20 protein-coding genes are annotated in these 20,512 nt (G+C 65.0%); 10 read left to right on the forward strand and 10 right to left on the reverse strand.

All coding sequences use genetic code 11. The features are described 5' to 3' along the window. Positions 1-101 precede the first annotated feature (101 nt). Positions 102-1,205, forward strand: a complete 1,104-nt coding sequence (locus tag CFB43_RS35600; protein WP_089498756.1) for an extracellular catalytic domain type 1 short-chain-length polyhydroxyalkanoate depolymerase — start codon at positions 102-104, stop codon at positions 1,203-1,205. A gap of 46 nt (positions 1,206-1,251) precedes the next feature. Here CFB43_RS35600 and CFB43_RS35605 read toward each other — a convergent pair whose 3' ends face one another. From CFB43_RS35605 to CFB43_RS35620, 4 genes are all read right to left on the reverse strand, one after another. Beyond that, positions 1,252-3,021 carry a histidine kinase gene (locus tag CFB43_RS35605; protein WP_089498757.1) on the reverse strand — a complete coding sequence of 590 codons (1,770 nt, stop codon included), beginning with the start codon at positions 3,019-3,021 and terminating at the stop codon, positions 1,252-1,254. A gap of 80 nt (positions 3,022-3,101) precedes the next feature. Then, positions 3,102-4,523 (reverse strand): HD domain-containing phosphohydrolase, encoded by a 1,422-nt coding sequence (locus tag CFB43_RS35610; protein WP_089498758.1) that lies wholly within the window; start codon positions 4,521-4,523, stop codon positions 3,102-3,104. Between the two features lie 111 nt (positions 4,524-4,634). Continuing rightward, a complete protein-coding gene (locus CFB43_RS35615; RefSeq protein ID WP_089498759.1) occupies positions 4,635-5,084 on the reverse strand; it encodes a GNAT family N-acetyltransferase in 450 nt (149 codons plus the stop codon). A gap of 91 nt (positions 5,085-5,175) precedes the next feature. Further along, positions 5,176-5,727 carry a tetratricopeptide repeat protein gene (locus CFB43_RS35620; protein WP_256990192.1) on the reverse strand — a complete coding sequence of 184 codons (552 nt, stop codon included), beginning with the start codon at positions 5,725-5,727 and terminating at the stop codon, positions 5,176-5,178. Positions 5,728-5,999: 272 nt separating this feature from the next. Between CFB43_RS35620 and CFB43_RS35625 the strand changes: the two genes are divergently transcribed. Both CFB43_RS35625 and CFB43_RS35630 read left to right on the forward strand, forming a co-directional pair. Beyond that, positions 6,000-6,491 (forward strand): hypothetical protein, encoded by a 492-nt coding sequence (locus tag CFB43_RS35625; protein WP_089498761.1) that lies wholly within the window; start codon positions 6,000-6,002, stop codon positions 6,489-6,491. A 200-nt stretch (positions 6,492-6,691) separates the two neighbouring features. Continuing rightward, positions 6,692-7,315, forward strand: a complete 624-nt coding sequence (locus CFB43_RS35630; protein ID WP_089498762.1) for an ABC transporter ATP-binding protein — start codon at positions 6,692-6,694, stop codon at positions 7,313-7,315. A gap of 246 nt (positions 7,316-7,561) precedes the next feature. Here the strand turns inward: CFB43_RS35630 and pntB are convergent, their stop codons facing one another. From pntB to CFB43_RS35650, 4 genes are all read right to left on the reverse strand, one after another. Then, complete coding sequence (gene pntB / locus CFB43_RS35635) at positions 7,562-8,974, reverse strand: Re/Si-specific NAD(P)(+) transhydrogenase subunit beta (protein ID WP_089498763.1); 1,413 nt, start codon at positions 8,972-8,974, stop codon at positions 7,562-7,564. A 13-nt stretch (positions 8,975-8,987) separates the two neighbouring features. After that, positions 8,988-10,580, reverse strand: coding sequence for a Re/Si-specific NAD(P)(+) transhydrogenase subunit alpha (locus CFB43_RS35640; RefSeq protein ID WP_089498764.1), 1,593 nt, complete (start codon positions 10,578-10,580; stop codon positions 8,988-8,990). A gap of 631 nt (positions 10,581-11,211) precedes the next feature. Next, a complete protein-coding gene (locus tag CFB43_RS35645; protein WP_089498765.1) occupies positions 11,212-12,015 on the reverse strand; it encodes a lipid II flippase Amj family protein in 804 nt (267 codons plus the stop codon). Positions 12,016-12,114: 99 nt separating this feature from the next. Beyond that, on the reverse strand, positions 12,115-13,020 hold the full coding sequence (locus CFB43_RS35650) for a LysR substrate-binding domain-containing protein (protein WP_089498766.1): 906 nt from the start codon (positions 13,018-13,020) through the stop codon (positions 12,115-12,117). A 166-nt stretch (positions 13,021-13,186) separates the two neighbouring features. On the opposite strand from CFB43_RS35650, the gene CFB43_RS35655 reads away from it, so the two are divergent. The 6 genes from CFB43_RS35655 (at position 13,187) to CFB43_RS35680 (ending at position 17,489) form a co-directional block, all read left to right on the forward strand. Beyond that, the gene (locus CFB43_RS35655) at positions 13,187-13,729 is read left to right on the forward strand and encodes a sugar ABC transporter (protein ID WP_089498767.1); all 543 of its coding nucleotides are present in this window, start codon (positions 13,187-13,189) and stop codon (positions 13,727-13,729) included. Positions 13,730-13,735: 6 nt separating this feature from the next. After that, on the forward strand, positions 13,736-14,062 hold the full coding sequence (locus CFB43_RS35660; RefSeq protein ID WP_089476224.1) for a hypothetical protein: 327 nt from the start codon (positions 13,736-13,738) through the stop codon (positions 14,060-14,062). Between the two features lie 18 nt (positions 14,063-14,080). After that, a complete protein-coding gene (locus CFB43_RS35665; RefSeq protein WP_089498768.1) occupies positions 14,081-14,926 on the forward strand; it encodes an MBL fold metallo-hydrolase in 846 nt (281 codons plus the stop codon). Between the two features lie 200 nt (positions 14,927-15,126). After that, complete coding sequence (locus CFB43_RS35670; RefSeq protein ID WP_089498769.1) at positions 15,127-15,873, forward strand: glucose 1-dehydrogenase; 747 nt, start codon at positions 15,127-15,129, stop codon at positions 15,871-15,873. A gap of 153 nt (positions 15,874-16,026) precedes the next feature. After that, entirely contained in the window at positions 16,027-16,881 is an 855-nt protein-coding gene (locus tag CFB43_RS35675; RefSeq protein WP_089499065.1) for a DJ-1/PfpI family protein, read from the forward strand. Between the two features lie 125 nt (positions 16,882-17,006). After that, positions 17,007-17,489 carry a YybH family protein gene (locus tag CFB43_RS35680; RefSeq protein ID WP_089498770.1) on the forward strand — a complete coding sequence of 161 codons (483 nt, stop codon included), beginning with the start codon at positions 17,007-17,009 and terminating at the stop codon, positions 17,487-17,489. A 93-nt stretch (positions 17,490-17,582) separates the two neighbouring features. On the opposite strand, the gene CFB43_RS35685 is transcribed toward CFB43_RS35680, so the two are convergent. Beyond that, complete coding sequence (locus CFB43_RS35685; RefSeq protein WP_089498771.1) at positions 17,583-18,530, reverse strand: GlxA family transcriptional regulator; 948 nt, start codon at positions 18,528-18,530, stop codon at positions 17,583-17,585. Positions 18,531-18,787: 257 nt separating this feature from the next. Between CFB43_RS35685 and CFB43_RS35690 the strand changes: the two genes are divergently transcribed. Next, positions 18,788-19,399 (forward strand): GNAT family N-acetyltransferase, encoded by a 612-nt coding sequence (locus tag CFB43_RS35690; RefSeq protein ID WP_179254976.1) that lies wholly within the window; start codon positions 18,788-18,790, stop codon positions 19,397-19,399. A 41-nt stretch (positions 19,400-19,440) separates the two neighbouring features. On the opposite strand, the gene CFB43_RS35695 is transcribed toward CFB43_RS35690, so the two are convergent. Continuing rightward, positions 19,441-20,424, reverse strand: a complete 984-nt coding sequence (locus CFB43_RS35695) for an AraC family transcriptional regulator (RefSeq protein WP_089498773.1) — start codon at positions 20,422-20,424, stop codon at positions 19,441-19,443. Between the last annotated feature and the right edge of the window lie 88 nt (positions 20,425-20,512).

Below are 20,512 nucleotides of genomic sequence, written 5' to 3' on the forward strand. Positions count from 1 at the left end.
GGCAGCACGATCCTTGCTCCGCGCCTCCTTTCGATTGTCAACGCGACGGCGGAGTCGGCCGCATCTTCCTGCCACGGTCGGCCGCCGGCACGAAACTGCACATGCCCAGGAAAAAAGCCAGCCTCTGGTTGCGGCCCCTCGAACTGCTCTCCGTCGCCGCCGGCACGCGCCCGACGAAGCGCACGAGCAAGCCGCGGCCGGCCGCCAAGCGGGCGGTCAAGCCGGTCGCCCGGCCGGCCGCCACCGTGCGCCCCGCCGGACGCACCGGCACCGTGCATCCGGCCCGCGCCCCGGCGGACAAGGCGCCCGGCACGTGGCTCCGCTCGTTTCATTCCGCCGGCCCGAGTGCCGGCCGCTACGTGAATCATCTTGCCTACGCGTTGTATCTCCCCGCCGCACCGGCGACGACAGCCGGCATGCCGGTCGTCGTCATGCTGCACGGCTGCAAGCAGAGTGCCGAATCGTTTGCCGCGGGCACGCGCATGTGCCGTCTCGCCGAGCGCTCGGGGTTCGCCGTGCTGTTTCCCGAACAGGCCAAGACCGCGCATGCGCACCGCTGCTGGCACTGGCATGGCGACGCGACGGAGTCGGAAGCCGCGGCCGTCACGTCGCTGGTCGACGCCATCGTGCGACAGCACGGCTTCGACCGCGACCGGATCTACCTGGCCGGCATGTCCGCCGGAGCCGGGCTCGCCGCGGCACTGGCGATCCGGTATCCCGACCGCTTCGCGGCCGTCGGCCTGCACTCCGGCCCGGCCATCGCCCCGCCGTCGTCGACGTTGGCGGCGATGAACCTGATGCGTCGGGGCCTGCGCGACGACCCGATACGCGCGGTCGATGCGTGCGCCGACGTCGCGTCCTATCCCGGCATGCCGGCCCTCGTCATGCACGGCGCACTCGATACGGTCGTGACCGACCGGAACGCGACGCAGCTCGGCATCGCGTTCGCGCGGCTCAACCGGCTCGTCGACGAGCACGGCGCGATGCGGGTGGGCGAGCAACGCACCTATGCGCGCGACGACGCCGACTATGTCGACTACCTGAAGGCCGGGCGTCTCGTCGTCAGGGTCTGCATCGTCCGCCGGCTGCCGCATGCGTGGAGCGGCGGCGACCCGCGCGAGCCGTTTCATTCCGCCACGGGACCGGACGCCACCGCGATGTTCTGGCATTTCTTTCGTCGCCAACGCCGCAAGCGGCTGCGATGACGTGCGACAACCGCGCCGGCCCGTGGCACGCAACGCCGTCATGCGATCACGCCCGGTGCGCCAGCTTCGCCGTGTTCGCGCGATCGCCGGCGCGCCGGATCGGTATCCGGACGCAGAACGTCGTGCCCCGCCCGGGCTCGCTCGTCACGTCGATGGTGCCGCGATGGCGCTTGACGATGCCGTGCGACACCGACAAGCCCAGCCCCGTGCCCTGCCCGACCGGCTTCGTCGTGAAGAACGGATCGAAGATTCGCCGGACGACGTCGGGCGTCATCCCCGTCCCGGTGTCGCTGATCGCGATCGACACCTGCTCGCCGTCGCTCGACGTGCGGATCGTGATCACGCCGCGCTCGGGAATCGCGTGCGCCGCGTTCACCAGCAGGTTCATGAACACCTGGTTCAACTGCGACGGCAGGCATTCGACCTGCGGCACCTCGCCGTAATCGCGCACGATGTCGGCCTTGTACTTGAGTTCGTTGTGGACGACGTTGAGCGTGCTTTCCAGGCCCGCGCGGAGATCGACCACGCTCCACTCGTCGCTGGCCGGACGCGAGAAATCGCGCAGGTCCTGCACGATGCGCCGCACGCGCAGCGCGCCGTCGATCGATTCGTCGATCAGCGTCTCGATTTCGCCGCGCACGTAGTCCAGGTCCGCAGCGCGACCCGTCGCCGCCAGCGCGTCGCGCGCGGCCGGGTCGAGCTGCGGCAGCGCGGCTTCATGCGCGGCGATCACGTCCAGCAGGCTACGCACCCATGTCTTCAACGTGTTGAGGTTCGCACTGACGAAGCCGATCGGATTGTTGATCTCGTGCGCGACACCGGCCGCGAGCTGACCGATCGACGCGAGCTTTTCCGACTGCAGCAGTTGCACGTGGGTTTCCTCGAGCACGTGCAGCAGGCGCCGCTGCTCGTCCTTCTCCTGTTCGAGCCGCGCCTGCGCGGCCTTGCGTTCGTCGATCTCGGTCGCCATGTTCTCGCGCGTGCGCTGCAGCATCGCCGTCGTCTGCTCGTAGCGGTGCAGCGCGCGTTCCAGTTCGACGGTGCGCAAGCGCACGAGCCGCTCGAGCGTGTCGGTCATCCCGCGCAGGAAGGTTGTGCGCGCATCGAATCGGGTCAGCAACAGCGTGACGACCAGGGTTCCCGTCGTGAACAGCGTGACCGTCGTCGCGAGCCACGGCGTGTCGACCCCGTTCGCGGCCCCGCACCGCGCGTCCGGCGCGAAATGCGCGGCCGCCATCGCCGTGTAGTGCATGCCGGTGATGCCGACACCCATGATGAAAGCCGCACCGACCCGCTGGGCGGTCGCATGGCGTGCCTGCTGCGCGCGCAACGCCTGTGCGATCCACAACGCGGCAGTCGACGCGATCACCGCGATGCCGATCGACGCGGCGAATAGCGCGGCATCGTAGCGGATGCCGGGTTCCATGCGCATCGCGGCCATCCCCGTGTAATGCATACCGGCGATCCCGGCGCCCATCAGTACGCCGCCCACGAGCAGCCGCCGCCAGCCCAGCCGTGCGCGCGTGACGACCGTCAGCGCGAAGTACGACACGAGCACGGCAATCGCCAGCGACGCGCCTGTATCCGGCCATGCGTAGCCGAGCGGAATCGGCAGCGAAAACGCGAGCATGCCGACGAAATGCATCGACCAGATGCCGGTGCCCATGGCCATCGCGCCGCCGCCCAGCCACGCACGCTTGAGCTTCGGGTTGTCGAGCAGCGCAATGAAAGCGGCCAGGTCGAGTGTCGTATAGGAGGCCAGCGTCGCGATCGCGAGCGACAGCAGGACGAGCGGGAGATGGTAGGTGCCGTGCATGATCGAGCGCCCGGATCGAGGTGAGTGCGTTGCCGCGGCGCGCCGTCGTGCACCGCGGCCATCAGGCCGCGCGGCCGGGCTCAGGCCGGCGCCGCGCCGGCATTCGGCACGCTCTGCGCCGGCTTCGCCGCGGCCTGGCCGGCCAGCACGAAGATGTCGAACGACGTGCCCTCGCGCGTCTCGAAGCGGCGCACGAGCTCGATCTGGTGCGCCGACATCACGCTGCCCTTGGTCATCAGCAGCACGCCGCGATGCGTGCGCAGATCGTCGGCGAGCTGCATCCCTTCGCGCAGCTGCGCGGACTTGACTTCCGCGACGGACGCCGCGATGCCGAGGCTCGCCGGGTCCCGCATCAGTTCGGTCAGGCCGTCGACGATCCGCGGGTCGTAACGCACGCCGGCCTGCGAGCGCAACGCGTCGAGCGCCTGCTCGACCGAATGCGGCGCGCCGATGTCGCCATTGCGCAGCCCTTCGAAGTCACGCGCGATCGCCAGGATTCGCGAGCCGAGCGGGATCGTGTCGCCCGCCAGGCCGTCGGGCGTGCCGCGTCCGTTGAAGCGCTCGTACTGGTGCAGCACGATCGACGCGACCTTGTGCAGTTGCGCGACCGGTGTCAGCACCATCTGCGCGCGCAGCGGATGCTGCAGGAACAGGCCGTGCTCTTCCGCCGTCATCTTCGCGAGCGGCTTGCGCAGCAATTCGTCCGGCAGCGACAACTTGCCGATGCCGTGCAGCAGCCCCGCGAAATAGACGTCCTGCGCATGCAGCTCGCTCATCCCGGAGGTCAGCGCCAGCCGCCGCGCGATTTCGCCGACCCGCATCGCATGACCGCTGGCCGACCCGCAGCGCATCTCGATCATGCTCGCGCAGACCTGGACCATCGCGGTGAAGCTGCTTTTCAGGTCGCGTTGCGCGGCTTCGAGGAACATCACGGTCTGGCCGAGTTCCTCCGTGCGTGCGCGAACCTGCGTTTCGAGCTCCGTGTTGAACCGGCGCAGCGCGTCGTTCTGCGCTTCCGTCAGCGCGGCGAGCCGGGCCGCTTCGCGCCGCAGGCGCCGTTGCTCCAGCGCCTGTTCGAGGGTCAGCAGCAGGTCGTGATCGTCCCACGGCTTGTTCAGGTAGCGATAGACGCCGCCGTCGTTGACGGCCTGCACGACCGACGCGATTTCCGCATAGCCGGTCAGCAGGATGCGCATCGTGTCCGGGTAGAGCGCCCGTGCGCGAGCCAGGAACTCCGCGCCGCTCATGCCCGGCATCCGCATGTCGGACACGATCAGGTCGACTTCGGTCGACGCCAGGATCTCGAGGGCCGCCTCGCCGCTTTCCGCGGTCAGGATCGCGTAGCCGGCGGGACGGAACACGCGCCGGAGCGCCGACAGCACGCTCGGCTCGTCGTCGACCAGCAGGATCGACGGCACGCCACCCGCATCGTCGGATGTCGCTGCCGCCCCGGTCGTTTCAGGCGATACCGCATTCAGTCCGTTTGTTGCAGATGTCGTCATGATGGCCTCGGATCATGTATTTATAGTCTCTCTGCATCATCGGCATGCGCGGCGCATTCCGTATCCGGGAAAACGCTGACGCGCTCACCCGGATCGCACCGCGGATGCGATCTACACCATCGCCGAACCCGGTGCGCGCACGTAGTAGATGTCCCACTCCGCTTCGTCGGCCTGCACGAAGCCGTGCCGGGCATAGAAACGATTCGAATCGCTGCCGCGCAGCGCGCCGACGCGAACGGGCACCCGCTGCGAATCGGCGTCGGCAAAGATCTTGCGCAGCACGGCCGCGCCGATCCCCTTTCCCTGATGCTCGGGCACGATGTACAGATGGTCGAGCAGCCAGTGATCTTCCTGCGGCCGGAACACGAAAAAGCCCGCGTTCACGCCGTCGACTTCGATCAAGCGGCATCGCGCCGGATCGAACGACGCGAGAAACCGGTCGCGCGCACGCTGGGGATCGAAGCGGCCGATGCGCTCGAGGCTGTCGCGCATCGCGGCGATGCGGATGGCGACCAGCGTCTCGGCGTCGGATCGGGTGGCGAGGGGAAAGGTCAGGTTCATTGGCAAGTTGTGCTCATGCGGAGAAACGCCCGGCATCCCGGCGCGGGCGTCGATACCCACTCTCGACGCCGGCCAGCACGAACCACGCGCGTCAGGGCGTCTCGATGCCTTCCGCCCGCGTCGCCAGGAATCGCAGGTACTTGCCGTCCTCGTCCTCGAACAGCTCCGGCCCGCCGCTCGCATAGGCGCGCATCAACTCGTCGGCTGCGCGATCGAGATCGCCCAGCTCGAACTGGCACTGACCGAGCCTCAGGTGCAGGAACGGGTTGCCGATCGCGTTGGGGAAATGCATCGACTGGGCGAGATTGTCGCGTCCGGCCGCGTAGTTCTCTTGATGGAAATTCACGTCGCCGATGGCGGCCATCAACCAGGTGCCGGCTTCCCAGTTGGTCTTGGGTTCGGGAAGCAGGTCGAATCCCGCCCAGAATTTCTCGAGCGCGCCTGCGTAGTCGCCGTCTTCCATCAACGCATCGCCCGCGTCGCTCAGCGCGCCGATCCGTTCGTACAGCGCATTGTCCAGTTCTGCCATGTCGAGTCCCTGTTCCGGAGTTGAAATCGGCCCGGTGCGGCCAGTGGTTGCGATACGATCGCGGTGATTGTTTGCAGTTTTGCCGTGCGGGTCGGTCGTCCGGACGGCATTCATCCAGCATACCCGAGCCATATGACGCGCGCGTCCTGACTTTCGGCGTAGCAGCACGTGCGGCTTGGGAAACGATCGCCCAATCCAGGGCGATGCTGCCGAATTTGCTTGCAGGCGGCACCGTTCTACAATTGGCCGCCGGCCGCGATCGCCTGCAACTGGCTGAATGGCGGACGTCGAGTGCACCCTTGCGGGCCGCATGCAAACTCGGGCTGCCAAAGCCACCTTTCGCAGTCACATGAGCACCCAACCCCCAACCTATCCGCGCCACCAACATGCTCACCGCCTTTGAACTCGCTGGTTTTATCGCTGCGCATGCCGTCTGGTGTGTCTCCGACGCAGATGGCCTTGTCCCTATGGTGGCATTTCAGACTGACGATGGTCAGCGAAAATTCGAGCGGCTGGTGTTCGACGACGCAGGCGAGGCCGTCGAGCACGGCCGAAAGCAGCTCGAGGGCGACCCGTTCAACGCAAATGACGGCGTGCTGGCATACGACGGCCGGATCGCGACGCCAGAAGGCAAAAAGGTTGACGCGATCATTCTGGAAGCGCGTTCCTACGCTTTCCCGTGGGCAAAGGCGGCCATTGCGGTGGCCTACACACCGAAGAGCAGCGGCGACTTCCGTGTACACAAGCCCAAACTGATCTTGTGGGACAAGTGCGATGACTTTGATATCGGCGCCGCCATTGACTCATTCTTCAACGGCATTGCTTCACATGAGCAGGGCGCGAAGATTTGGAAGGATGCGTTGGACGAGAGCAAGTAGGAATCGCCCGCTGCCGTTCTTTACTGCCGGCACGTGGCCGAGGGCGTGTCGCGTGTCGCGTGTCGCGTGTCGCGTGTCGCGTGTCGCATTACACTATCGGCCGCCACGCTACGCGTCCCGACCATCCGTGTTGCCCGGCCTGCTGCCGACCGTGATGTCGGTCGCGCACACCTGGCGAATTTTCGTTTGACTACCGACCCATGCTCCGCTTCGACAATCTCGGCAAGCGCTACGACAAGCGCGTCATCTTCAAGGGACTCCACTACGCTTCCGGCGCCGGATGCGTAGCGCTGTGCGACGAAACCGGCAGTGGCAAATCGACGTTGCTCGCCATGCTCGCCGGCACGCTCGACGCGGACGAAGGCGAGGTGTGGATCGGCGGCCATTCGCTGCGCACCGCGCCGCACGACGCGAAATCCGCGCTGGCGTACGTGCCTGACGATTGCCTGGCGTATCCGCTCCAGACGGGCCGCGCGTTTCTCGATCTCGTGGCGGCCGGCAGGAAGACCGTCGTCGACGCCCGCACGCTCGAGCTGGCCGACCGATTCGGGCTCGGCCCGCATCTTGAGAAGCGCTTCGAGCAGATGTCGTTCGGCACGCGCAAGAAACTGTTCCTGACGGCGACGACGCTCGGCGCGCCCGCCGTCGTGATCGCCGACGATCCGGACAGCGGGCTCGATGCCGCGTCGCGTGCGGTGCTGGTCGATCTGTTCAAGACACTGGCCGCAGACCGTGCCGTCTTTTTTTCGACTTACGATCCGGCGTTGGCGCGCGCCTGTGACGCAAGGGTCATCACTTTTGCGGAGCTTGGATTCGCTGGATAGACGGCATCGTCGCCGGCGCAGTCGCTGGCAAGGATCGGGGGTGGCTGATGGTTGGAGGGAGAACGACGCAGCGACAATCGATCGCCGTCTTTTACCGCAAGGACGTGCGAAACGGCCCCCTCCCGCCTCGCACTTCCGTGACCTTCGCGATACGCACGGCCGGTGCGCGGAGCCTCGATCAACCGACTGTCCGACACCCCAGCCGGTAGTCGTTCGCCCCGCGCATACGCCCGGCCATGCGCCCCGTCAGGCCTTCAACGCCCCGAACACCTCGTCCAGCATCTTCTTCGCGTCGCCGAACAGCATCCGGTTGTTGTCCTTGTAGAACAGCGGATTGTCGACGCCCGCATAGCCGGACGCCATGCTGCGCTTCATCACGATCGAGGTCTTGGCCTTCCACACCTCGAGCACCGGCATGCCGGCGATCGGGCTCGCCGGATCTTCCTGCGCCGCCGGGTTCACGATGTCGTTCGCGCCGATCACCATCGACACGTCGGCTTCGGGGAAGTCGCCGTTGATCTCGTCCATCTCCATCACGATGTCGTAAGGCACCTTCGCCTCGGCGAGCAGCACGTTCATGTGCCCCGGCATGCGCCCGGCCACCGGATGGATCGCGAAACGCACGTCGACGCCCTTCTCGCGCAGCACCTTCGTGAGTTCGTGCACGGTGTGCTGCGCTTGCGCCACGGCCATCCCGTACCCCGGCACGATGATCACGCTCTTCGCGTCGCGCAGCAGCTCGGCCGTCTCCAGCGCGCTCACCGCCACCACTTCGCCGGCCGGCTGCGCACTGCCGCCGGCCGCCGCGGGCGCACCGCTGCCGGTGCCGAAGCCGCCGGCAATCACGCTGATGAAGTTGCGGTTCATCGCGCGGCACATGATGTACGACAGGATCGCACCCGACGAGCCCACCAGCGCGCCGATCACGATCAGCAGGTCGTTGCCGAGCATGAAGCCGGTAGCCGCCGCCGCCCAGCCCGAGTAGCTGTTGAGCATCGACACCACGACGGGCATGTCCGCGCCGCCGATCGCCATCACCATGTGCACGCCGAACAGCAGCGACACCACCGTCATCACGATGAGCGGCGTCATGCCGTCCTGGACCGTCTCCGCATGCAGGAACGCGCGGCCGAATACGATCACCACCACCAGCGCGGCCAGGTTCAGCCAGTGCCGGGCCGGCAGCAGCAGCGGCTTGCCGCCGATCTTGCCGGAGAGCTTGCCGAACGCAATGACCGAGCCCGCGAAGGTCACCGCACCGATCAGGATACCGACATAAATTTCCACTTCGTGGATCGCGTGCTCGGCGCCCGTGAACTGCACCGACGTATCGATGTAGCTCGCAAAGCCCACCAGGCACGCCGCCAGGCCGACCAGGCTGTGCATCAGCGCAACCAGTTCGGGCATCTGCGTCATCTGCACCTTCTTCGCGGCGTAGAGGCCGACGGCGCCGCCGACGACCAGCGCAGCCACGATGTACGGAATACCCTCGGCCGACACGCGCGGGCCGAGCACCGTGGCGAGCACGGCGATCAGCATGCCGATCATGCCGAGCAGGTTGCCGCGCCGTGCGGTTTCGGGATTGGCCAGCCCGCCGAGGCTGAGGATGAAGAGGATGGCCGCGCCGATATAGGAGACGGTGGTCAGATTGGAAGTCATTGTTATCGTCTCCTTACTTGCGGAACATCGCCAGCATGCGACGCGTCACCGCGAAGCCGCCGAACATGTTGACGGCCGTGAGCGTCAGCGCGCCCACCGCCAGGCCCAGGATCAGCCCGGACGGACGGCCCTCCGCCGCCGCGTCGCCCAACGGCGGCGCGACCTGTACGAGCGCGCCGATCGCGATGATCGACGAGATCGCATTGGTGACGCTCATCAGCGGCGTATGCAGCGACGGCGTGACGTTCCAGATCACCATGTAGCCGACGAAGCAGGCCAGCACGAACACCGTGAAGTGCGCGAGGAACGTGGCCGGCGCGAACTGGCCGACCAGCAGGAACGCCAGTGCGCCGACAGCGAACGTGATCGCGAGCGACTTCGCCGACATCGGCGCGCCGCTGCCGTGGCCATGGCCCTTGGACGCGGCGGCCGCGACCGGCGGCGTGGCGGGTTTCGGGGCGGCGGCCGGCTGCTGGATCGGCGGCGGCGGCCACGTGACGTTGCCTTCCTTGACGACCGTGAGGCCGCGGATCGCGTCGTCGTTGAAGTCGACGTTGATCGTGCCGTCCTTGCCCTTGCACAGCTCCTCGACCACGCGCAGCAGGTTGGTCGCATACAGCGTCGAAGACTGTCTTGCCAAGCGCGACGCGAGATCCGTGTAGCCGACGATGGTCACGCCATGACGCACCACCGCTTCGCCCGGCACCGTCAGCTCGCAGTTGCCGCCTTGCTCGCCGGCCATGTCGACGATCACGCTGCCCGGCTTCATCGACTGCACCATCTCGGCCGTGATCAGCTTCGGCGCCGGCTTGCCGGGAATCAGCGCGGTGGTGATGATGATGTCCGCCTCCTTGGCCTGCTGCGCGTACATCGCGCGCTGCGCCTGCTGGAAGCCTTCGCTCATCACCTTTGCGTAACCGCCGCCGCCCGAGCCTTCTTCCTCGTAGTCGACCTTGACGAATTCGCCGCCCAGCGACTTGACCTGGTCGGCCACTTCCGCGCGCGTGTCGTTGGCGCGCACGATCGCGCCGAGGCCCGCGGCCGTGCCGATCGCCGCAAGGCCGGCGACGCCCGCGCCGGCGATGAACACCTTGGCCGGCGGCACCTTGCCCGCGGCCGTGATCTGTCCGTTGAAGTAGCGGCCGAATGCATGGGCCGCCTCGATGACGGCGCGGTAGCCGCTCACGCCGGCCATCGACGTGAGCGCGTCCATCTTCTGCGCGCGCGACAGCGTGCGCGGCAGCGAATCGATCGCCAGCACCGTGGCCCGCTTCGCGGCCAGCTGCTGCATCAGTTCAGGGTTCTGGGCCGGCCAGACGAAGCCGATCAGCGTGCCGCCCTCGCGCATCAGCGCGACTTCGTCGCTGCTCGGCGGCCGCACCTTGAGGACGATGTCGCTGCGGCCCCATAGATCGGCGGCCGTGGCCACGACGTCGGCGCCGGCCGTGCGGTAGTCGTCATCGCTGAAGTTCGCGCCGGTGCCGGCACCGCTTTGCACGGCCACCGAGAACCCGAGCTTGATCAGCTTTTCGACCACGTCGGGAACGGTCGCTACGCGCCGCTCCTCGTGGGCCGTCTCCAGAGGGACCCCAATCAGTAATGTCATATCCTGAACTGTCAGTAGTGGCCGTCGCGAGGAATTACGGCCTGCGTTTCACGTCACCCAACTCAATCCGTGTACGACCTTGCTCCGCGCGCAGCTTGGCACTCCCGCGCGGATTTCACAAACGATCGATCCTCTAATCGATGGTCTTGTCAGAGCAAACCCATTCGTGCTCTTGCCTGATTATGCCGACGAATATCCGGCGTACGTTCCGATCGGATAAAACCCGTCAAGCATATCCCGTGCCAGAGTCTTTCCAAAATTTATCTTTTGAATCGGCGCGCATTCAATCCATGAATCCCCTGTCTGGACACGACGGGGCTGGCACGTCGCGCTCACCGGCCAGAACCCCGCCGCACGGGCCGCCGGCACGCGAATCCGTTTGAAACGTGAATAATCGGCGATCGGCATACGAGCACCGGAATCGGTTTCATCGAGAATCCCCCCGCTTGTCGGCACAATGCCATTTGTCGCGCGCCAACGACATAATCCGTGTGGCCGACGCGCTTCAGTGCCGGCGAGTTTAATGGAGAATGCTGACTGACTGCCGGGCCCCATCCGGCGACGATCATTCACGCTGCGTGTCGACGTGGGCACGAATGCGGCGCCGGTACCCGATTCTCTCGTTGCCGCGCTAGATCAGTTCGGCGACGCGCACGATAACGAGCGCGGCCGGCACGAGCACCGCCTGCGCACACAACGTGCCGAGCACGCGCGCACCCGCGAGCGTCGTGATGGCGCGCCGAAAGCTGTTCTCCGAGATCCGGCCTTCGATGACGTCGTCGGTCATGACTGAAACCTGCGGGTCGATGACGACCGCCAGCACGACGGTCGCGAAACCGTTGATGACGGACGACAGGTTCGCGCACGTCACTCGCAGGTCGGGCTTCAGGTAGCCCGCGTACAGCGACGCGAATACGCCGACCGTCCAGATCGCCATCGCGGCAACGTTCAATGCGATCACGCGCCACGACACGCCGGTGTTCGCGGTCAGTTGCGTAACGTTCTGGCTGGAAGGCAGTCGTGCGCCGACGCGCAAATAGTTGATCCCGGCGCGACTGCACGCATCCAGCAGCAAGCGGGGAATCGAGCGGTTCACCTGGAAGTGTTCGACGGCGCGACTGAAATAACGCTGGAACGTCGGGATCAGGAACGACCCGACGATGGTCGCCACGGTGGCGGACAGCAGGAACCACCGGAAGTCGGCCAGCAACCCGCTCCCCATCCGGTGCGCGATATCCATTTCAACGCGTTTCGCGATGAACGGCCCCTGAAAGGAATTGGCCGTGCGGGACACGAGCGCGATGATCCCGAACAACGAAAACGACAACGCGATGCGACGGGTGCGCACGCCGGCGATCCGCACGGCATAAGCCAGCGTCGCGATCACATGGATGACGAAGGTGAGCCCGCAGATGATCCAAAGCTGACTGTCCATGCTGGTGCCGCGTGCGTGACGGGATCACGAGTGTACCCGAGCACGGCGCATCAGCCTGGCGAGGCCGCCTTCGCAAGCGTAACGATTGGACGATGAGCGTCAGGCACCCCCGCGCGGCGCCCATCCGCGCGCTTCATCCAGCATCCAGGTCGCGAAGGCCCGCAACGGCCCGTCGGCCAGCTCGATCGGTTCGGGCAGCACGAGGCAGAAGTTTTTCGTCACCGCCTCGCCCTCCGGCCAAGGCGCAACCAGCCGCCCCTGCTCGAGTTCCGCGTCGATGTACAAGCGCGGCACCAGCGCGACACCCAGGCCGGCCAGCGCCGCTTCGATCAGCATCGAATGAAGGTCATAGCGCGCGCCCACCGCCGAATTGGTCAGCACGACGCCGGCCGCCTGCGCATAGGTTTGCCATGCGTCGGGATTCTGTCGCCGATGAAGACGCGGCAGCGCATCCAGCGACGGGTTCGTCCCGGCGCCGGCGAGCAGCGCCGGACTGCAGACGGGCACCAGCACTTCCTCCAGCAGCGGACGCGGATGCATCCCCGCCCATGCCGGATGCTCGAAATGAATCGCTGCGTCGAAACCGCTCCCGGCCAGCGGGAACGGCTCCATCCGCTCGGCGATATGCACGGTGATGTTCGGATGCCGGTCCTGAAAGCGTTTCAGCCGCGGGATCAGCCAGCGCGTCGCGAAGGTCGGGATGGCGGCGATATCGAGGCTCGCGCCTTCGATCGGCTGCCCCATCAGGTACAGGCTGTCCCGTTCGAGCCGATCCAGAATCTCGCGAACCTGCACCGCGTATCGCGCACCATTCGGCGCCAGCCGCACCCGGTTGCCGATCCGCTCGAACAGCGTGACGCCCAGGAACGCCTCCAGCCGGCCGATCTGACGACTGACGGCACCCTCGGTCCGCGCCAGCTCCTCGGCGGCTCGGGCAAAGCTGCCGTGTCGGGCCGCGGCTTCAAACGCCTGGAGCGCGGAATTGCTTGGGATCTTGCGGGACATGGGCGTCTCGTTGGTCGGAGTGTGTTCACCATCAGCTTGATCAAATATCACTGAAGGCTGACTTTATTTCGTTTTATGGTGCGGAATGGCGAGCTTAGCATTACGTTACCGCACTGAACATCACACGCTCCCCGATGGATGTGCATCCTGCCCAAAGGACGATCCCATGATCTACACCGTGGAATGCAGCTTCGCCGACCTCGACAGCGAAGCCGAATGGAACGACTTCTACAGCCTTGAAAAGCTGCCCGCGCTGATCTCGGTCACGGGGTTTCACACGTCGCAGCGGTTCAAGGCGATCACCGGTGGTTGCCCGGTTTATCTGGCGATCCACACGATCGACGGCCTCGATGTCCTGACCGGCGACGAATATCGCCGCAAAGGCGGCGGCAATTTCGCGAAGTGGCAGCAACACATCACCGACTGGCACCGGAATCTCTACAGCGATATCGGCTTCGCGCCGGCGGTAAAGGACGGTGAGCATCTCGCACTGAGCGCCGGCGGCCCTGATTCGCTGATTGGATTGGGCCTCCCACCGCTGGCCATGCAGGCCATTGCACTGGAGAAGTTTCCAGCGTGCCGTTGGCTCGCCGTCGTGCCTGGCAACAGCGCGCGGCTTGTCGAGGCGCTCCCGGAAGGCATCCACCTTTACGCGCCGATGACGGCGCAGTTGACGAGCACACGCGCCCTTTCGATTGCACAGGAGTAGACCGCGATGCCGAACGTCACTTTCTCGATCGATGCGACGCGGATGCCGGCTGATGAAAGCCTTGCCGAGCTGTCGCGCGATTGCGTCGAACTCTGCACGCAGGTGCTCGAGGCTGAACTCAAGAACGTCCACGTCATTTTCCTGGCGGTCCGGCACGGGCACGGACATCCCGTCTTCGCCGACATCCGGTATCGCGTCGGGACGCCTCGCACGCCGGAGGTCATGAACCGGTTCATGGACGCGCTGGATCAGGCGATCGTTCGCCGCACCGGCCTCACCGCGCGCATTCGGTGCTTTGGTTATACCGCGTCGACCATTCACGCTCGCAACTAGCCGATTCGGAGCAACACGATGTCCACCCTAACCTTTCCCGTTCAGCCAGTCGGGGATTTCACGATTACCGCCATCAGCGATGGATATCTCACTGCCAGCCTCGACTTCCTGTCGAATATCGATTCGGATGACGCATCAAAAATGCAGCGTGATGCGGGACAGAAAGAGCCGACGGCCGTCCATATCAATTGCTATGTCGTACGCGGAGCGGGCCGCACCGTTCTCGTCGACGGTGGGGCTGGCGGGTTCAGGCAATGGGGTGGCCAGCTCAAAACGAACCTGGTGCTTGCCGGTATCGAACCCGCAGCGATCGACACCATCCTGCTTACCCACGCGCATCCCGATCACGTCGGTGGGCTGGTGAACGGCGCAGGACAGGCCGTGTTTGCACATGCGGAACTGGTCGTGCATCAGCGAGAGGTCAAGTTCTGGCAGGACGACGGAAATCTCAGTCGCGCCAGTGAGCGGGCTCGCGGCAACTTTGCGAAGGCGCGCCAGGTGTTCGATGCCTATGACGACCGAATTCGCCTGTTCGACGACGGACACGTGCTCCCCGGCATCCGCGCGCTGCCGCTGCCGGGACACACCGATGGACACACCGGATATGTCCTCGAATCCCGCGATCAAGGCCTGCTGGTGTGGGGGGACGTGGTGCATTTCCCGCATATCCAGATTCAGCGACCGGACGTCTCGATTGCGTTCGATCACGATGCGTCGCTGGCGGCTGCTACGCGGTCACGCCTTCTCGATCAGGTCAGCGCGGACGGCCTGCTGATCGCCGGCATGCATCTGGGGGAACTCGGGTTCGCACGTATCAAGCGGACGAGCAGCGGGTATGAGTTGCTTTACGAGAACGAAGGCTGAAGCCACACGTGTACAGAGGGTGCGATGCCGCCATGAGTCACCCATCTGATCCAAGTGGCGTTTTTTGAGGGTTATACGACCTTTGCGCCATCCGCTTCGCGTTCCATACTGCACGTGGAAGATCGAGCAGGGAAAAGCTCAAACGCCATCGCGTCTTGCGCTTTCGGCCCGATCAATCACGACGTAGAAAGGAGCAGAAGATGAGGCTTAAAGACAAGTCGGCGTTGATCACCGGTGGTACCAGTGGCATCGGTCTTGCCACCGCGAAGCGTTTCATTGCGGAAGGCGCCCGCGTCGCGGTGACGGGCCGCGACGAGGCGGTGTTCGAGCGCGTGAGGGCCGAACTCGGCGAGCATGCGCTCGTTCTCAAGGGCGATGTCCGTTCGCTCAACGACATGCGGGCGATTGCCGCCGAAGCCGGCGAGAAGTTCGGCGGCCTGGATATCGTGTTCGCGAACGCCGGCTGGGCGTTCCCGTCCGCAGCCAACGATATCGACGATGCGCTCTACGACGAGATCATGGACATCAACGTCAAGGGCGTGGTGTTCACGCTGCAAGCGGTGCTGCCGCACTTGCGACAGGGTTCGTCCTTCATTCTCAACACCTCGTTCGTCGCGCAGACCGGCAAGCATGGCATCTCGTTGACGGCAGCCGCGAAGGCCGCCGTGCGATCGCTTGCACGCAGTTGGTCCTACGAGTTTCTCGACCGGAAAATCCGATTCAACGCGATCGCGCCCGGTGCGATCGACACGCCGCTGCTGACCAAGTGGGGCATGCCGGACGAATGGGTTCGCGACCGCAAGGCCGAGTTCGCCGACGCCATTCCGGTGGGCCGCATGGGCAACGTCGAGGACATCGCCAACGCCGCGCTCTATCTCGCCAGCGACGAATCCTCGTACGTCGTCGGCACCGAACTGGTCGTCGACGGCGGCGCCTCGCAGCTTTGAGCGCGCGGCGCCCGATTCCGGCGCCCTGCGTGTCATCGCGGCTCATCCACCTATCTGACCTCACGTCCGCCATGCTTTGGGTCGCGGCGGCTATTTCATGCGGCCCAGCCTGGTAACGCTCGCAGCAGGGCCGACCTGCAAGGAGAAATGATCTTGACCGACAATAGCGAAAACAATGCTTCCGGATCGCCGCTCACTCGAGCCGGCCGTTCACGCCGCGATGTGCTCAAGTTCGGCAGCATCGCGACGCTCGGCGCCGTCCTCGGCGGCGGCGCCCTGATTGGTCACGCGCCCCCTGCGCTGGCCCAGACCGTCAATGACGGCGCACTTGCCCCGAACGACCCGCTCGATATCCTGATCGTCAATTACGACGGCGGCACGCTGCTCGACTTCGCCGGCCCCAGCGAAGTCTTCCATCGGCTACCGAATACGAACGTTCGCTACGCGAGCCTCGATGGCGGCAACGTGACGCTCGAATTCGGCGTCGTGTACGGCAAGACCGAGCGGCTGGCCGATATCGACAAGACGGACGTGCTGCTGGTCCCCGGCGGGTCCGATCTGTCGGTGCCGATGCGCCCCGCGTATCAAGCGCAGATCCGGCGCCTGGCGGAAAGCGCCAAGCACGTGACGTCCGTCTGCAACGGCTCGCTCGTGCTGGCCGCAACGGGCATTCTCAACGGCAAGCGAAGCGCCTGCCACTGGGCCTTCGTCAACAAGCTGGCCGAATATGGCGCCATTCCCGTGCCCGAACGCTTCGTCGAAGACGACAACGGTCGGTTCATGAGCGGCGGCGGCGTGACGGCGGGCATCGACTTCGCCCTTCGCGTGGCGGCGAAGCTGCGCGGTCGACAGGCCGCCGAACTCACTCAGCTCGTGATCGAATATGATCCCGCGCCGCCGTTCCACTCCGGCCATCCGAGAGACGCGCGGCCGGAAATCATCGCGATGGTCGACAAGAAACTGCCCGGTGCATCCAGGGGGCTCGCCCGCGTCCCGGGCGTTCGTTGAAGCGCTTGCAGGCAAGGTGGGCCAATCCATCGAAAGACTGCGATGAACACCGCGACCGACATTGCCTGTTTCATCCTTCAACTTTCGTAGTCCTTTTCATTCAATCCATGCACGGAAATCACTCGATGCAAAAAACTCGTATTTTCACTGCTGCTCTTGCAGCCTGCGTCACCTTTTTCGCGTTTGCCGCGCCAGCGACTGCCGGTGGTTCGCCACGTCCGCCCGAAGCGGCCATCAAGGCCGAGAATGCGCGATGGGCGGATGCTTTTGCGCGAGGGGATTACGAGGCGATCGGCCGCCTCTACACCCGCGACGGCACGCTCTTGCCGCCCGGAGGCAACAAGATCACGGGACGCAGCGCGATCGTCGGGTACTTCATCAAGGGGTATGCCGGATCGAAGCCTGCCACCGTATCGTTCAGCAATGACGAGTTCTACGGTAACGACCGGGTCGTGACAGAGGTGTCGGATGTGGAGGTCCACGACCACGACGGACAACTCAAATTCCGCGGCAAGCAGACGCTCGTCTTTCTGAAAGAGGGCGGCGCATGGAAGTTGCATCGCGACATGTGGAACGATGACGGCCCGCTGACGGCGGATGGCCATTGAGCGTCTGATGAAACGCGGAGTGACCTGCCCAAAGCGCCGCTAGTCCGTTAGAAGGACGTTGGCCACGGAGCGCGCGGATCAGCCGGCGGTCGATCAGCGCGCGCCGTTCGCTCGGCTCTCGCGTCGAATCGCTTGCGGCGGGTGCCCATGCAGTTTGATGAAGGCCCGCCGCATCCGCTCCGGGTCGGTGAACCCGACCGCCAGCGCAATCTGTTCGATCGGTTCGCTGCCCCCCTGCAGGCGCAGCCGCGCCGCTTCGACACGCAAGCGCTCGACCGCCTTCGCCGGTGTTTCTCCGGTTTCCCGGCGAAATGCGCGTCCGAACTGCCGCAAGCTCAAACTTGCGGCCTCGGCGAGCCGCTCGACGGGCAACGCTTCCGCCAGGTGTTCCCGCGCAAAATTCAGCGCGATGCGGATGCGATCCGATTCCGGCTCCATTTGCGACATCGCCGAAAATTGGGACTGACCGCCCGGCCGACGATACGGAACCACCAAAAGCCGGGAGACAGCGCGCGCAACCTCCGCGCCCAAATCCTTTTCAATCAGGCCGAGCGCCAGGTCGATGCCGGACGCAATGCCCGCCGACGTCCAGATGCGCCCCGCCTCGATATAAATGCTATCGCCCTCGACCTTGGCGCGCGGAAAGCGCGACTGCAATTGAGCCGCGTATCGCCAGTGCGTCGTCACGCTCACGCCGTCCAGCAAGCCGGTTTCCGCAAGCAGAAACGCCCCCGTACACACGCTTGCGACCCGCGCAGCCCTGGCGCCCAGTTTTTTGGCGGCGGCGATGTTCTCCGGCGTCTGCATCGGATCGATGTCACCGCCCACGAAGATGACGGTGTCGAACGTGCGCCTTCCGATCGGCTTCGTGTCGACCGACAGGCCCGTATTGCCGGGAACCGGGCCGCCGGACTGCGAGATGACGTTGAGATCATAGGGCGCGTGGCCCGCCGCCGTGGCGACCTGGTTGAAGGCCGATAGTGGCCCGCCCAGATCGAGCGCATCGTAGCCACGGCAAACGAAGAATCCGATTCGATGCATGACGAAGTCGTTAACTGGAAATCCCGAAAAGTCGCATTTTATAAGGAACCCTCAAATAGCGCCATCCAGCCTGAAATGAGGGAAATACGTCGTTTACGTCGTGATCGATTGTCCGTATGGCCGCTGAGATCCGAAGCAGGCAGCGCGCCTTTTCAGCAGCATCCCCATCGTCCCTGCTGAGCAATTGAGTCATGCGCTACGCTGCGAGTGACGCCAACCCGTTCCATCAGCCACTTTCCCTCAGAGCTCCCCCAAACATGCACGGTACAGAATTGAAGGTGACCCCGCTGCCACGTCCATTTCTCGACGCAGCGCTGGCTTTGCTCTATTCGGCGTTCGAGCAAGACCCTACGCTTGGCTGGTGCCTGCTCGCCGGAAGTCCGGGATTCGACCAGCGGCGGGCACACTATCTCGAGTGCTACCTGAAGTATCACTACGATGCTCGCATGCCGGCCTTGGGCGCCTGGCGCAATGGCGACCTGGTGGCGGTCAGCTACTTTGCACCGGCCTCCTGCCGCGAATCGCCTCGCATGCTTGCAGCGCTGGGGCGCGACATCGAGATCGGTTGCGGCGCATCATCGTTGAGCAGGATTGATCTGCTTCGCGAGACTCCGCCCGCCGATTCTCCGGACATCGATTGCAGCCGGATTGAATTCATCGGTGTAGCCCCGGGCCGACAAGGCGAGGGAATCGGATCGGCGCTTCTGCGCGCGACGTTGTCACATCTTCGAGACATCGATCCGTCGGGGAACACATCGTTGGAAACGGGGGAGCCGCGCAATATCCCGTTCTATGAACGTCACGGGTTTTCGGTCAAGGCGTGCATGGAATATGCCGGACTGACGCAATACAGGTTGGAGACCATCTAACCGCCGACATCTGCCGTGCCACGATGGCAATCAGCCCCACTCTACCCCGCATTCACCTTCCGCCACTGCATCGGCGACATCTCGTACCGCCCTCGAAACGCGCGACTGAACGCCGCTTCCGACGTATACCCAACGCGACCGGCAATATCCGAAATCGGCGCACGGCTGTACCGCAACAACTCCGCCGCCCGATCGAGGCGCCAGGTCGTGAGATAGCTCAACGGCGCCTGCCCCACGACACGCTGGAACCGGTCCGCAAACGCCGACCGCGACAGATTCGACAACTCGGCAAGATCATTCACGCTCCACGCCCGCCCGGGATCGGCATGAATGGCCGACATCGCCGGGTTGATCCGGCCGTCGATCGCACCGGACAGCCACCCGTGCCCTGCCGCCCCCTCCGTCGCCCAGGTGCGCAGCAACTGGACGAAGATGACGTCCAGCAATCGGGAGATCATCGCGGCGGCACCCGCGCGCGGACTCAACGCCTCGTCGAGGATGAAATGGCAGCTCAGCTCCAGCCACTCGAACGGCCGTTCGCGCAACCCTTTCAGCACCAGCACCGGCGGCAGCACCGACAGCAACCGTTGCGACAGCACGCCGTCGAATCCGAAGTCGCCGCACAGCCAGGTGGTGTCGCCGCTCCCGATCGTCAGGCGCTCGCGATCGTAGTACTGTGGCGCGAGATCCGTGACGAGACTCGCGGAACGGCCCGGCCGGTCGGAAATGACATGACCGTGGCCATGCATCAGCATGACCAGGTCTCCCTGCGACGCGTGATACCGATCGTCGAGCCCCTCCACTTCGATCGCCACGCTGCCGCTGCGGATGATGTGCAGCCGATACTTGCCGGCGGGAAAGCGCAATCCGAAAGGCGCCGATGCCGCGCACGTGAAGACCGTGTTGCCGCGGATGCGGATCAGCTCCAGCACGTCGGAAAAGGCATCCCGCTTGAAGGCGAACGGATCTGCGTCATCGTCCAGCGCCGTCGGCGTTTGAGCAAAGAATTCCGGCTTTTTGGCCATGTCGCGTACTCGGATGGTCTTTATGATGGACACATCATTCACGCTGAACGACGCCGGTGTCAAAGACTATTCTCAAGGTGCGTGGCAT

The sequence above is a fragment of the Burkholderia sp. AU15512 genome (genome assembly GCF_002223325.1).
In the GTDB taxonomy this organism is placed as follows: domain Bacteria; phylum Pseudomonadota; class Gammaproteobacteria; order Burkholderiales; family Burkholderiaceae; genus Burkholderia.

Coding starts and splice junctions, on each gene's coding strand:
- CFB43_RS35600 (WP_089498756.1), top strand. CDS start 102: ATGCCCAGGAAAAAAGCCAGCCTCTGGTTGCGGCCCCTCGAACTGCTC.
- CFB43_RS35605 (WP_089498757.1), bottom strand. CDS start 3,021: ATGCACGGCACCTACCATCTCCCGCTCGTCCTGCTGTCGCTCGCGATC.
- CFB43_RS35610 (WP_089498758.1), bottom strand. CDS start 4,523: ATGACGACATCTGCAACAAACGGACTGAATGCGGTATCGCCTGAAACG.
- CFB43_RS35615 (WP_089498759.1), bottom strand. CDS start 5,084: ATGAACCTGACCTTTCCCCTCGCCACCCGATCCGACGCCGAGACGCTG.
- CFB43_RS35620 (WP_256990192.1), bottom strand. CDS start 5,727: ATGAATGCCGTCCGGACGACCGACCCGCACGGCAAAACTGCAAACAAT.
- CFB43_RS35625 (WP_089498761.1), top strand. CDS start 6,000: ATGCTCACCGCCTTTGAACTCGCTGGTTTTATCGCTGCGCATGCCGTC.
- CFB43_RS35630 (WP_089498762.1), top strand. CDS start 6,692: ATGCTCCGCTTCGACAATCTCGGCAAGCGCTACGACAAGCGCGTCATC.
- pntB (WP_089498763.1), bottom strand. CDS start 8,974: ATGACTTCCAATCTGACCACCGTCTCCTATATCGGCGCGGCCATCCTC.
- CFB43_RS35640 (WP_089498764.1), bottom strand. CDS start 10,580: ATGACATTACTGATTGGGGTCCCTCTGGAGACGGCCCACGAGGAGCGG.
- CFB43_RS35645 (WP_089498765.1), bottom strand. CDS start 12,015: ATGGACAGTCAGCTTTGGATCATCTGCGGGCTCACCTTCGTCATCCAT.
- CFB43_RS35650 (WP_089498766.1), bottom strand. CDS start 13,020: ATGTCCCGCAAGATCCCAAGCAATTCCGCGCTCCAGGCGTTTGAAGCC.
- CFB43_RS35655 (WP_089498767.1), top strand. CDS start 13,187: ATGATCTACACCGTGGAATGCAGCTTCGCCGACCTCGACAGCGAAGCC.
- CFB43_RS35660 (WP_089476224.1), top strand. CDS start 13,736: ATGCCGAACGTCACTTTCTCGATCGATGCGACGCGGATGCCGGCTGAT.
- CFB43_RS35665 (WP_089498768.1), top strand. CDS start 14,081: ATGTCCACCCTAACCTTTCCCGTTCAGCCAGTCGGGGATTTCACGATT.
- CFB43_RS35670 (WP_089498769.1), top strand. CDS start 15,127: ATGAGGCTTAAAGACAAGTCGGCGTTGATCACCGGTGGTACCAGTGGC.
- CFB43_RS35680 (WP_089498770.1), top strand. CDS start 17,007: ATGCAAAAAACTCGTATTTTCACTGCTGCTCTTGCAGCCTGCGTCACC.
- CFB43_RS35685 (WP_089498771.1), bottom strand. CDS start 18,530: ATGCATCGAATCGGATTCTTCGTTTGCCGTGGCTACGATGCGCTCGAT.
- CFB43_RS35690 (WP_179254976.1), top strand. CDS start 18,788: ATGCACGGTACAGAATTGAAGGTGACCCCGCTGCCACGTCCATTTCTC.
- CFB43_RS35695 (WP_089498773.1), bottom strand. CDS start 20,424: ATGGCCAAAAAGCCGGAATTCTTTGCTCAAACGCCGACGGCGCTGGAC.